12 protein-coding genes are annotated in these 12,783 nt (G+C 62.5%); all 12 read right to left on the bottom strand.

What is annotated here, in order from left to right; translation table 11 throughout:
* Nucleotides 1-3: 3 nt before the first annotated feature.
* The gene (locus C816_RS17060) at nucleotides 4-1,389 is read right to left on the bottom strand and encodes a V-type ATP synthase subunit B (RefSeq protein ID WP_016323662.1); all 1,386 of its coding nucleotides are present in this window, start codon (nucleotides 1,387-1,389) and stop codon (nucleotides 4-6) included.
* Nucleotides 1,389-3,158 (bottom strand): V-type ATP synthase subunit A, encoded by a 1,770-nt coding sequence (locus C816_RS17065; RefSeq protein WP_016323663.1) that lies wholly within the window; start codon nucleotides 3,156-3,158, stop codon nucleotides 1,389-1,391. Before C816_RS17065 ends, C816_RS17060 begins: the two co-directional genes overlap by 1 nt.
* A 290-nt stretch (nucleotides 3,159-3,448) precedes the next feature.
* Nucleotides 3,449-3,766 (bottom strand): V-type ATP synthase subunit F, encoded by a 318-nt coding sequence (locus C816_RS17070; protein WP_016323664.1) that lies wholly within the window; start codon nucleotides 3,764-3,766, stop codon nucleotides 3,449-3,451.
* A gap of 13 nt (nucleotides 3,767-3,779) precedes the next feature.
* Nucleotides 3,780-4,784 (bottom strand): V-type ATPase subunit, encoded by a 1,005-nt coding sequence (locus tag C816_RS17075; protein WP_016323665.1) that lies wholly within the window; start codon nucleotides 4,782-4,784, stop codon nucleotides 3,780-3,782.
* A gap of 106 nt (nucleotides 4,785-4,890) precedes the next feature.
* Nucleotides 4,891-5,577 carry a V-type ATP synthase subunit E gene (locus tag C816_RS17080; protein ID WP_016323666.1) on the bottom strand — a complete coding sequence of 229 codons (687 nt, stop codon included), beginning with the start codon at nucleotides 5,575-5,577 and terminating at the stop codon, nucleotides 4,891-4,893.
* A 27-nt stretch (nucleotides 5,578-5,604) separates the two neighbouring features.
* Nucleotides 5,605-6,135, bottom strand: a complete 531-nt coding sequence (locus C816_RS17085) for a V-type ATP synthase subunit K (RefSeq protein WP_016323667.1) — start codon at nucleotides 6,133-6,135, stop codon at nucleotides 5,605-5,607.
* A gap of 24 nt (nucleotides 6,136-6,159) precedes the next feature.
* The gene (locus C816_RS17090) at nucleotides 6,160-8,082 is read right to left on the bottom strand and encodes a V-type ATP synthase subunit I (protein WP_016323668.1); all 1,923 of its coding nucleotides are present in this window, start codon (nucleotides 8,080-8,082) and stop codon (nucleotides 6,160-6,162) included.
* 1 nt (nucleotide 8,083) lies between these two features.
* A complete protein-coding gene (locus C816_RS17095; protein WP_016323669.1) occupies nucleotides 8,084-8,398 on the bottom strand; it encodes a hypothetical protein in 315 nt (104 codons plus the stop codon).
* A 306-nt stretch (nucleotides 8,399-8,704) separates the two neighbouring features.
* Nucleotides 8,705-8,950 carry a hypothetical protein gene (locus tag C816_RS23895; RefSeq protein WP_155979071.1) on the bottom strand — a complete coding sequence of 82 codons (246 nt, stop codon included), beginning with the start codon at nucleotides 8,948-8,950 and terminating at the stop codon, nucleotides 8,705-8,707.
* Nucleotides 8,951-9,056: 106 nt separating this feature from the next.
* Entirely contained in the window at nucleotides 9,057-9,668 is a 612-nt protein-coding gene (locus C816_RS17100) for a hypothetical protein (protein ID WP_016323670.1), read from the bottom strand.
* 103 nt (nucleotides 9,669-9,771) lie between these two features.
* Nucleotides 9,772-12,288: a heavy metal translocating P-type ATPase gene (locus C816_RS17105; protein ID WP_016323671.1), complete on the bottom strand. Its 2,517-nt coding sequence runs from the start codon at nucleotides 12,286-12,288 to the stop codon at nucleotides 9,772-9,774.
* A 50-nt stretch (nucleotides 12,289-12,338) separates the two neighbouring features.
* Nucleotides 12,339-12,641: a metal-sensing transcriptional repressor gene (locus C816_RS17110; protein WP_016323672.1), complete on the bottom strand. Its 303-nt coding sequence runs from the start codon at nucleotides 12,639-12,641 to the stop codon at nucleotides 12,339-12,341.
* Nucleotides 12,642-12,783 lie beyond the last annotated feature (142 nt).

Here is a 12,783-nt window from a genome sequence, read left to right on the forward strand (position 1 = left end):
TCCTTACTGCTCGTCTTTCTTCGGCCAGTACTTCTCGATCAGCTCCGGTTTGATACGTTTCAGCTCGCTCTTGGGCAGGATGCTCAAAAGCTCCCAGCCCAGGTCCAGTGTCTCCTCAATGGAGCGGTTCTCCTCGTAGCCCTGGTTCACGTACCGCTTTTCAAACTCGTCGGCGAACTTGGCGTACAGCAGGTCCGTGGGCGTCAGGGCCGCCTCGCCCAGAATGGACATCAACTCCTTGTTGTCCTTACCGGTGGAGTAGGCGGCAAAGAGCTGGTTCATGGTGCTGGCGTGGTCTTCCCGGGTCTTGCCCTCGCCAACGCCCTTGTCCTTCAAACGGGACAGGGAGGGCAGCACGTCCACCGGCGGGTGGATGCCCTGTCGGTACAGCGCACGGCTCAGAATGATCTGACCTTCAGTGATATAACCGGTCAGGTCGGGGATGGGGTGGGTCTTGTCGTCCTCGGGCATGGTCAGGATGGGAATCATGGTGATGGAGCCCTTCTTGCCTAGCTGACGGCCGGCGCGCTCGTACAGCGTAGCCAGGTTGGTGTACAGGTAGCCCGGGAAGCCGCGGCGGCCCGGAACCTCCTTCTTGGCGGCGGAGACCTCACGGAGAGCCTCAGCGTAGTTGGTGATGTCGGTCATGATGACCAGCACGTGCATATCCTTCTCAAAGGCCAGATACTCCGCGGCAGTCAGGGCCATACGGGGAGTGGCAATACGTTCAACAGCGGGGTCGTTGGCCAAGTTGGAGAACAGCACGGTACGGTCGATGGCTCCGGTGCGCTTGAACTCGTTGACGAAGAACTCAGACTCCTCGAAGGTGATGCCGATAGCGGCGAACACCACGGCGAAGTTGGCCGCCTCGTCGCCCAGCACCTTGGCCTGGCGGGCAATCTGGGCCGCCAGGTTGGCGTGAGGCAGACCGGAGCCGGAGAAGATGGGCAGCTTCTGCCCGCGGACCAGGGTATTCAGACCGTCAATCGTAGAGACGCCGGTCTGGATGAACTCGTTGGGATAGTCACGGGCGGCGGGGTTCATGGGCAGGCCGTCGATGTCCCGGTACTCCTCGGCAAGGATCTCCGGGCCGCCGTCGATGGGACGGCCCATGCCGTTGAACACACGGCCCAGCATATCGCCGGACACGCCCAGCTGCAGGGGATGGCCCAGGAAGCGAACCTTGGCGTCCGCCAGGTTGATGCCGGCGGCGGACTCGAACAGCTGCACCACGGCGGTGTCGCCGTTGACCTCCAGCACCTGCCCGCGGCGGGTGCTGCCGTCATGGAGCTCCACCTCAACCAGCTCGTTGTAGGTGACGTTCTCCACCATGCGGACCATCATCAGAGGACTGACAATTTCCTCTACGGTTCTGTATTCACGGATCATCAGTTCTCACCTCCCTGAGCGGCCACGGCGTCGATCTGCGCCGCCATGTCCTTCTCGATCTGCTCATAGACCTGGACGTACTCCTCCGCCGGAACGCTCTTGGCGCGGCCGATCTGCTCCCGGGCCGGGATGTCGAAGAGCTTGGAAACGGGAGCTCCCTTGGCGATGGCAGCGCGGCACAGATCCTCGTAGCGCAGCACCATAGCCAGGAGCTTCTGCTGCCGGTCATAGCTGGAGAAGCCGTCGATGTCGGTGAAGGCGTTTTGCTGCAGGAAGTCCTCACGGACCATGCGGGCCACCTCCAGCGTCAGCTGGTCGGCGGGAGACAGGGCGTCCTTACCAACCAGCTGAACGATCTCGTTCAGGCTGGCCTCATTCTGGAGGATGCTCATGGCCTTGCTCCGGTCCTGCATAAACTCCGGCCCGAAATTCTCGTCAAACCAGGGCTTCAAGGTGTCCAGATACAGGGAGTAGGAGGTCAGCCAGTTAATCGCCGGGAAGTGGCGCTTATAGGCAAGAGAAGAATCCAGTGCCCAGAACACCTTGACGATGCGCATGGTGGACTGGGAGACAGGCTCGGACAGGTCGCCGCCGGGAGGCGACACAGCGCCCACGGCAGTCAGGCTGCCCCGCCGCTCGTCGCTGCCGAGGCACTCCACAGAGCCGGCCCGCTCGTAGAACTGGGCCAGACGGGATGCCAGGTAGGCAGGATAGCCCTCCTCGCCGGGCATCTCCTCCAGACGGCCAGACATCTCACGCAGGGCCTCGGCCCAGCGGGAGGTGGAGTCAGCGATGACGGCCACGTCGTAGCCCATATCGCGGAAATACTCGGCGATGGTGATGCCGGTGTAGACGGAGGCCTCACGGGCCGCCACGGGCATATCGGAGGTGTTGGCAATCAGCACCGTCCGCTTCATCAACGACTCGCCGGTGCGGGGGTCTTTCAGCTCAGGGAACTCCCGCAGAACGTCGGTCATCTCGTTGCCGCGCTCACCGCAGCCGATGTAGATCACAATGTCCACATCGGACCACTTTGCCAACTGGTGCTGCACCACGGTCTTGCCGGAACCGAAGGGGCCGGGGACCGCGGCGGTGCCGCCCTTGGCAATGGGGAACATGGTATCAATGATCCGCTGGCCGGAGCACAAGGGCCGCTCCGGGGAATACTTCTTCTCATAGGGACGGCCCACACGGACGGGCCACTTTTGGATCATGGTCAGGGGAACGTCCTTCCCGTCCTCGGTGGTCAGAGTGGCAATGGTCTCCGTCACGTTGAAGGACCCGCTCTTGATGTTCTTGATGGTGCCCTTCATATTGGGGGGCACCATGATCTTGTGGAGCACCACGGGAGTCTCGGGCACGGTGCCGATGATGTCACCGCCGGTGACCTTGTCCCCCGCCTTGGCGGTGGCGGTGAACTCCCACTTCTTCTCCCGGTCCACGGCGGGAACCTCCACGCCGCGGGAGATGTTGGCGCCCACCTTCTCCACGATCTTCTCCAGCGGGCGCTGGATACCGTCGTAGATGCCCTCGATCATGCCGGGGCCAAGCTCCACGCTCATGGGCGCGCCGGTGGTGATGACGTCGGCGCCGGGGCCCAGGCCGGAGGTCTCCTCGTAGACCTGAATGGAGGCGGTGTCGCCCTTCATGGTCAGGATTTCGCCGATCAGACGCTGGGGACCCACGCGGACCACGTCGGACATATTGGCGTCCGAAAGTCCCGTGGCGACTACCAGCGGTCCAGAAACTTTAACAACTTTTCCGCTCAAATTCTAAAACCTTCTTTCAGGATAAATTCGCCGGAAGGATGCCCTTTCCCGCCAAGGCACGCCCGGAAAAGGGTCCAGGGGAAAAGCCTGTTTTCCCTTGGTTTCTCCGCCTGCGGCGAAGAAAAATTTTTCAATCATTTTCGTCAGAGCGTGTACCTGACGAAAATATTCCGGCCCGTGCGCCCCCTGGGGCGCACACAGCAGTGAGCGGATCTCACTGGGGGTTCAGCGGAGAGGCGGGCAGCGCCCGCCGAAGCGTCTGAGGGGGACGCAGTCCCCTCCTTAGAGGATCAAAGGATGTCCGCCCCCACAGCCCGCTCAATGGCCCGCTGGATGTTATTTTTGCCAATGCCCAGGGAACCTTCCCGGCCGGGGATCAGGATGATGGCGGGACGCAGCCCGTCCTTGTACCGGGCCAGCACATCCTCCATGTCCTTTGCCAGCTGCTCCGTGAGATAGATCACCGCGCAGCTGGTCTTCGCCAGTTCCCGCACCTTTTCCCTGGCCTCGTCCACAGACGTGACGGGATAGGTGTCCAGCCCCAAGGCCCGGAAGCCCATAACGGACTCCCAGTCGCCGATGACGGCGATTTGATATGCAACAGCCATAACTTACACCGCCTTACACATAGCTCGCCCGCAGGCGGGAACGGATGACGTCCGGGTCAATGCCCGCGCCGCGCCCCATCAGGAGAATGCGCAGGTTGGTGTACTCCGTCTCCCGGGCCGCCAGATACCCCACCAGCGGGGCCTCGCCGAAGGGCACAAACAGCGCGCCGGCAAGGTAGTCCCCCACCACGTCGTCGCACAGCTTTTCGAACTCCGTCAGAGGACCGCCCTGGAGCGCCCGGGCGCCGCTCTCTGCAGTCGCCTGGAAGCGGGTGGGCGCGTACAGCTCCGCCAAACCGCCGCCTCTGGCGGCGCTGACCGCCAGGACCGCATCCGGAGCGATCTCACCGCCCTCGAAGAGGACGCCACGCAAAAACTCCTCGTTCTTGCCCATCCGCAGAGTGCGGACCAGAGTCCGCAGGTTGGCGGCGTCGATCTGCACCTGCACATAGCCGTGGAGAAAGGCGCTGCCGGTGGCCTCCGCCACGGCGTCCATATCTTTGTAGGACCAGCGGTCCAGCACAATATCGCACAGCTGGGGGTCCCGGGTGGTCTGCAAAACCTCTTTAGCCTCCGTCACGGCGGACGCCAGGAAGGGCGGCAGATTGTCCAGTTCCCCGGAGCGCATGGCCTCCCGCAGTTCCGCGGCGGGCACGCGGCCCATATCCATCAGCATATGGCCGGGATCGGTATCCATGGCCTCCGCCTTCAAGATGGCCTTCACGTTGTGATAGTCGTATTTCAGCTTGAAAACGTCGATATACCTGGGGTCCGGCGCACCGTCGGCCAGATCGGAGAGCGTGGCCTCCCGGGCGGCGGCAAGAGCCGCGTCCATGGCCTCCGGGTCCGCGGCGTCCAGCTCCGGATAGCCGCAGTCCTGGAGGATCTTCTGGACCTCCTCGCCGCTGCGGGCGTCCAAGAGCTGTTCCATCCGCTCCCGGGTCAGCAGGGTGCTCTCCATGGCCTTGATACGGGCGGAGATGACCAGGTAATCGGTGTCTTTGATTCTATTAGCCAAGACACTTCCTCCTTGTTGTGGAAGCTCTGATTCAATCAGCCTGCGCAGATCTTCGGCAGAAATTTCTGGCGCAAAGACTGCGTACGGAGATGGATTCAGAGGTTCCTTATGCCTCCGGGAACAGCTTTTTGGCAACCATCCCCGCGGTCTCCGCCTTCTGCAGGCGAACCAGGGTATCGAAGGTGCAGTTGACCTCCACGTTCTCATCTTTGAGAATAAAGCCGCCCTGGATCGCTCGGGTCTCCTTGGACAGCGTCAGCATTGCCGTGCCCTTGGCAATGGCGGTCACGCTGGTGGCCACCTTGCTCAAAAGGTCCGTCACCTTGGAGCCGCCCTGGGGAACGTCCGGCGCGGCCTGCTTGGCCAGAATCTCATTGGCCTTGGCCACAGCGGCCTTACCCACGCGGTCCCGGTCCGCCTGAGAGAAGATAACCTCCTCCCGTCCGGTGGAGGACGCCTGTACCAGCAAGTCCGCCAGCACCTGAACGTACCGCTCCTCCGGCATGGCGCACAGCTTCTCCAACGCCAGGGCGTAGGTCTTTTCCACCATTTCCTGCTTGGCAGCCAGCTGGACCTTGCGGGCCTCCATCTGGGCGACGCTCACAAGGCGCTCCTCCCGCTCTACGGCGGCCTTGGCGTTCTTCGCCGCCAGGTCTCCGGCCTCGGCCTCGGCCTCGGCCTTGTACTTCGCGGTGATCTGAGCGGCCTCCTCACGGGCGGCGGTCAGGACGCGCTCCGCCTCCGCCTGGGCGTCTGCGGTGATGCGTCCGGTGATTTTTTCAATTCCGTTCATGTTTGAATCCCCTTTCTGCGGGGCTGATTAAGAGATGTTGATAATCATCAGCATGGAGGCCAGCAGGGCGAGGATGGCGTAAAACTCCACGGTGATGCAGAGCACCATGCCCTTGGACCAGTCGTCGGGCTTCTTGGCCAGAATGTTGATGGAGCCGGCAGCCACACGGCCCTGTGCAATGGCGGAGAACAGACCGCCCAGCGCCATGGGCAGGCAGGCGCAGAGGTACTGAAGTCCCTGGGCCACGGTCATGCCGGAGACGTCGCCGCCCAGCAGACCCATGGAGTAAATGGCGAAGAACCACACCACCAGGCCGTACAGGCCCTGGGTGCCGGGGATGACCTGGAGAATCATAACCTTACCGAACTTGCTGGGGTCCTGGCACAGAAGTCCCGTGCCCGCCTCGCCGGCGATGCCGGTGCCCTTGGCGGAACCGATGCCGGGCAGCACCGCCGCAAGACCCGCGCCCAGCAGGGCCAGAGCCAGACCGCCGAAGGCGCCCAGGAAGGACTGCGCCGCCGCATTCTGTTCAATTGCCTGAATGATATCCGTACCCATAGTTGTGTTCCTCCTAAATTTTGATTACTTTGTGATGTCCACGTATTTCGTCTCCATGGCCAGGGGCCGGAAGGGTCTGCCGCCGTCCTCGTAGAACTTGCCGAAGTACTCCAGGCACTGGAGACGCAGGTCGTGGACATAGCAGCCCAGCAGGTTCAGCGCAAAGTTCAGCGCGTTGCCAGCCAGGGAGATGATGAGGAAAATAATGATGTTGTTGGGGATGGCGCCCAATGTATTGAACACTTGGGCGATAACGCTGCCCGCCAGCATCAGGGCCATAAGACGGGCATAGGAGAGAAAGTCTCCGAAAAAGCCCGTCACATGGTTGTAGAGGGACCCGAAGATGCCCATGATCTTGCCAAAGCCCTGTCCGGTAACCAGAGGACCGACGACAACCAGGGCCAGGCCCGCGTAGAGCACGATGTTCGTCACACCCGCAGCCATGAGGCCGATGCCGATAAAGACAATCCACCAGGTGGCCTCTTCAAAGACGGCGTCCAGCACCGCTCCGGCTTTAAGCTTGCGGATGAAGCTGACGGCCATGCCGACAACGATATGCACGCCGCCCAGCGCAATAGCGCCCACCAGGATCATCAGTGTGTCGTTCAGCGGCGTAAACAGCGCCGGCAGGGCGAAGTCTCCGCCGGTGGTGAGCTTCACCACCTGGGTGAGGAAGTCCCCGAAGAAGCCGCCGGTGATGGCCCCCATGATAAAGGTGGACACGCCGCACAGCTGCATCAGGCCCATCATGTGGCCCATGGTGCCCTTGGGGCGGTACTTTCTTGAGACGATAGTACCCGCCAGGAACATCAAAAGCCCGTAGCCCATGTCCGCCATCATGATGCCGTAAAACAGGATAAAGAACGGCGCCATCAGGGGATTGGGGTCCACATTGTTGTAGGCGGGGAGAGAGTACATCTCCGTCACCATGTTCAAAGGCCTTGTGAACCAGTTGTTTTTCAGCTGCACCGGAACCTCGGGGATCTCCTCCTCCGTGGGGTCCGACGCCTCCCACGCGCAGCCCAGCTTCTCCAGCAGGGCCTGCACGCCGTCCATACGCTCCGCCGGGGCCCAGCCCTCGAAAAAGAGGATGGTTCCGTCAGTCAGCAGACGCTCGGCGTTAATCTCCCGGGCCTCCTCGGCCCGCAGGCGGTCAGTATAGAGCTGGAGCAGCTCCTTCTCGCCGCCCTTGGCGGCAATGGCCTCCGCCGCCCTGGTCTGCGCCCCGCGGTTCTCCTCCAGCTGCCGGTCCAAGGCCTGGAGATTCTCCGCCGCCGTGCCGGTCATTCCCTGGAAGGACACCACGCTGAACGCATGGGGCCGCAGGAGCTCCATCACAGACGGTTCGTCCGCCTGATGGCACACCAGCAGGCAGTAAATCTGCTGTTTATCCGCGCTGAGCTCATAGATCTCAGCCGCTGTGTCCGCCGCCGCCAGTTCAGTCTTGACAGCACCGGTGTCGGCTCCGCCCGGCAGAACCCCCAGCCGGAACAGCACGTTTGCCGTGCCCTCCTGCTCCAGAGGCATGTCCAGTGATCTCCATGGCAGCAAGGACGCCTGCCTTGCCAGCAGGCGGCTCTCCTCGTTCTGGAGCCGGGTCAGAGCCTGGAGCTGCTCGCCGATTTCCCGGCTCACGGCTCTGGCCTTCTCCACGGTCTCCCCGCCCAGGAACTCCTCCTCAGAGATGGGGCGGCGCTGGATAAACAGTCCGTCCTTGGTCTGGGCGTACTTTTTCAGAGCCGCCAGGGCGGTGCCCGCCTGGGTGATGTCCTCCTTGGCGGAGAGCAGGCGGGACTGGCCCCGCCGCAAAAGCGCGGACCACTCCTGTTCCTTTCCGTCTGGCTCGCTGATCTCCACACACCCCAGGCGCAGAAGCCCCTCCAGCAGTTCCTCTCGCTGGCCGGCCATCGCGATCACGCGGAGCTTCTTCATTTTTACAATGGCCATATCAGTGCTTCACAACCCTTCCGACAATAAACTCCGCGGCCTCCTCCAGGTGCTGTCCGGCCGTCTCCCGCAGGGCGGCGGCCTCCGCCTGGGCAGTACGGCCGATCTCGGCAGAACGCTCCGCGGCCTTAGCTTCCGCCTGCCGCAGCAGCTCCTTTCCACTCTCCGCCGCGCTGGTCCGCGCCTGCTGCAAGAGCGCAAGTCCTTCCCGCTCCGCGTCGGCGACAATTCTCTGCGCCTCAGCTTCGGCGGCCGCCTTACGCTCTTTATTTTCGGCCTCCACCTGTGTGACCTTCTCGATTGCTTCCAGGGACATCCGTTTTCACCTTCTCTCCTGCAACGCGATTTTAGAACCTGTATTTATAATCGAAAATGCTAACTGGGCAAGGGATTTTTCCGCCGGTCAAGGAAAATTTTTCAGCGATACTCTGTGTCCCCGTAAAGGGGACGCCGGATCTCCGAGCGGCAAAGCCGCCAAAAGATCCGCCATATCACCATAAATTTTAACTTAACGGCGGCAAAAGACCCGCCCAGGCGGCGTCTGAGGTTTTGAATACAGGTTCTGAACGCCGCTGTCAAGCCGTCCGCCGGGTGTATGGACGGTTCTACATAAGCTAAATTATCATACCATATCCGCACCCACAACGCAAGAGATTTTTCCCAGTTCCGGTGGTTTTTGACTTTCCGCTTTCCCAGCGGCTCCGGCAGATTTTCCAGTCTTTCCCTCCTTAATTCCAGAGTCTGTTTTCAAACCGGCGGAAGCCGCCTCGAGGCGGCTTTTTGCAGGCGGGCTGTCGCCCGGCGAGAAAATTTTACGCAGAGCGGCGGAAAAGTATCCCCTTTGGGCGTCTTGACTTTTATCAAACAAGGCCCGCAGCGCCCGCGGTCAGCGGCGGGCAATGCGGCAGCCTTTGCCCGCCGCGCGGGAGAAATACGCAAAAACCGCGGCGGACACCTGGTCCGCCGCGCGCCGCTTAATCCTCTTTTTCCCTGCGCTCCAGCAGCGCCTCCAGCTCCTTCAGCTCCGCGCCGGACTGGTCCATAGCGCGGGGCAGCTGAGTGAGGTTCACCTCAATTTTCCGCAGCTCGCTGTTGACATGGGCGGCGGTGGTCTCAAAGGTGCTCATCAGCGCCCGGTACTGGGTTTGGAACTGGTCCGCCAGCCGCCGCAGACGGGTATTGGCCTCATCCTCCAGCCCGGCGGCCCGCTGGCGGGCCTCGCACTCAATAGCCCCGATCTGCTCCCGGAACCGGGCGTAGGATTCCGCGTCGCGCCGCAGGGCCTCCGCTTGGGCCCGCAGGCGCTTCGTCTCCGGCTCCAGCGCCTCCAGCTCCTCCCGGCGGGCGCTCTCCCGGGCCAGCTCCTCCTGCAGGCGGGTGTTCTCGGCCTCCAGGGCCTCCAGCCGGGCCTGGAGCTCCGAGACCTGACCGCCCAAGGCCTGGGACTCCTGGCGCAGGCCGTCGTTCTCCTGCTGGAGCTTCTCCTGGGCCTCCGCCGCCTCCCGGGCGGTCCTCTCTATATAACTGACGACATCCTGCTTGTCGAATCCTCCAAACGCCACGCTCTTGAAAATATTGTTCTCCATGGGACCACCACTTTCTTCATACTCTTTCGCCACTTTAACACACAATGCCACAATTTACAAGAGAAAATGAAACAGGCCGGGAAAATCCGGCCTGTTTCGCACTTTACTGGATTCCGGTAACTTGGTAATCCTGATCCTCCACGGCCTTTTTCAGCGCCGCGTCGGAAATCTCCCCGGACAGCGTCACCACGGCGGTGCCGCTCTCGTGGCTGACGGCGGCCTCCGCCACCTCCGGCAGAGCCTCCAGGGCCTTCTTCACCCGGGCCTCGCAGTGTCCGCACATCATGCCCTCGATCTTCATGGTCTTTTCCATAATATTCGCTTCCTCCTTGTGTTTTACTCTGATTTTTTTATCCCGGCCCGCGTCCCGAATGTCAAAGAGATTCAGCCGCAAGGCATTGGAGACTACGCAGAAGCTGGAGAGGCTCATGGCCGCCGCGCCGAACATGGGGTTCAGCGTCAGCCCCAGGGGGATGAAGAGCCCCATTGCCAGGGGAATGCCGATGGTGTTGTAGAAAAACGCCCAGAAGAGGTTCTGGTGGATATTCCGCAGCGCGGCCCGGCTGAGCCGGATGGCGGCTGGCACGTCGCTGAGGCGGCTTTTCATCAGCACCACGTCCGCCGCGTCGACGGCCACATCCGCTCCCGCGCCGATGGCGATGCCCGTATCCGCCCGGGTCAGGGCCGGGGCGTCGTTGATGCCGTCGCCCACCATGGCCACTCTCCCCTGCTTTTTCAGATTCCGGATCACACTCTCCTTGCCGTCCGGCAGCACCCCGGCAATCACCTCGTCCACCCCGGCCTGTCTGCCAATGGCCTGGGCGGTGCGTTCATTATCTCCGGTGAGCATGACGACCCGGATGCCCATGTTCCGCAGTTCCTTCACTGCCTGAGGACTGTCCTCCTTGATGACGTCCGCCACCGCCACCACGCCCAGCAGGGTCTTCCGGCTCTCGCTGGCGAAAAACATGGGGGTCTTTCCCTCCGCCGCCAGCGCCTCCGCCCGGGCGGCCAGAGGGGCGGGGTCAACGCCAGCCTCCCGGATCATGGCAAGATTGCCGCCGATGAGGGTCTCCTCCCCCACCAACGCCCGGACGCCCCGCCCATGGACGGCGGTGAAGCCGCCCACCGAGGTGACAGGCAGGTTGCGGCGTTTGGATTCCTCCACAATGGCCGCCGCCAGAGGATGCTCGGAGGGCCCCTCCAGGGAGGCCGCAGCGGTGAGCACGCTCTCCTCCGTGTTTCCGGAGGCGGGGATGACATCCGTCACCTTGGGCTCGCCTCTGGTGATGGTGCCGGTCTTGTCCAGGGCCACGATCTCCGTCCGTCCCGCCGCCTCCAGGGAGGCTGCGGTCTTAAAAAGAATGCCGTTTTTCGCCCCCATGCCGCTCCCCACCATGATGGCCACCGGTGTGGCCAGCCCCAGGGCGCAGGGACAGGAGATCACCAGCACGGAAATGCCCCGGGCCAGGGCAAAGCCCAGCCCCTCCCCCAGCAGAAGCCACACGGCGGTGGTGACGGCGGCGATTGCGATGACCGCCGGAACAAACACGCCGGACACGCGGTCGGCGATTTTGGCGATGGGGGCCTTTGTGGCCGCCGCGTCGCTGACCATCTGGATGATCTGGGACAGCGTGGTGTCCTCTCCCACCCGGGTGGCCCGGCACTTGAGAAAGCCGGACTGGTTCACCGTGGCGGCGGAGACACCGTCTCCCGGCGCCTTGTCCACAGGAACGCTCTCCCCTGTCAAGGCGGACTCGTTGACCGCGCTGGCGCCCTCTACCACCACGCCGTCCACTGGGATATTTTCCCCGGGGCGGACGAGAAAAATGTCGTCCCTCCGCACCTGCTCGACGGGGACCTCTGTCTCCCGTCCGTCCCGCTCCACCACGGCGGTCTTGGGGGCCAGCTTCATCAGACCCTTCAAAGCGTCGGTGGTCCGGCCCTTGGACCGGGCCTCCAGCATCTTGCCCACGGTGATGAGGGTCAGGATCATGGCGGCGGACTCAAAATAGAACTCCATCATATAGGTCATGACGCCGTCCATGTCCCCCCGGACCTGGGCGTCCGTCATGGCGAAGAGAGCGTAGGTGCTGTACACAAAGGCCGCCGAGGACCCCAGGGCCACCAGGGTATCCATATTGGGCGCCCGGTGCCACAGGCTCTTGAAGCCGCTGATAAAGAACTTCTGATTGATAACCATGACCGCCACTGTCAAAAGAAGCTGCAAAAGGCCCATAGCCACGTGGTTGCCATGGAAGAAGGCCGGAGCGGGCCAGCCCCACATCATGTGCCCCATAGAGAAGTACATCAGCACCAGCAAAAAGCCCAGGGACCACACCAGCCGCCGTCTCAGAACCGGGGTCTCATGGTCCCGCAGGGCCTCCTCAGTCTCCGGGGCGGAGACGGTCTTTCCGCCCGCGCCCTTGGGCGAGGCGCCGTACCCCGCCTCCTCCACCGCCCGGATGATCTCCCCGGCGGAGGCGCTGCCCTCCACGCCCATGGAGTTTGTCAAAAGGCTCACGGAGCAGGACGTGACGCCCGGCACCTTGGCCACCGCCTTTTCCACCCGGGCGGAGCAGGCGGCGCAGCTCATCCCAGTAACATTGTATTGTTCCATAGTTCCTCCCCGCGCGCACCCTACTCAGCACGCACCGCACATAAATTCCGTCACTTCATCAGCTTTTGGATCGTGGCAACCAGCTCGTCCAGGGTCTCCTGCCTGCCCTCCCGCACATCCCGGGCCACGCAGGTGCGGATATGCTCCGCCAGCAGCTCCCGGCTGAAGGCGTTCAGCGCCGCGTTGGCGGCGGCCACCTGGGCCAGGATGTCCGGACAGTAGGCGCTCTTTTCCACCATGCCACGGATGCCCCGGATCTGGCCCTCGATCCGGTTGAGGCGGTGGATCAGGCATTTGTACTCCTCCGGAGAGCGTTCCTTCGTCTTATGGCAGTTACAGTTTTGAGATTCCATCGCCATGCCTCCCGATTCACATATACCCCCTCGGGGTATTGTTATCATATACCCCTCACAGGTATTTGTCAAGCGCCCTTCAAAAGAATTTTCCCACCAGGGCAAAAATGTCTATTTTCGTATTTCGGAAACGTTTACGATT

The sequence above is a fragment of the Oscillibacter sp. 1-3 genome, from assembly GCF_000403435.2.
Lineage (GTDB): Bacteria > Bacillota > Clostridia > Oscillospirales > Oscillospiraceae > Oscillibacter.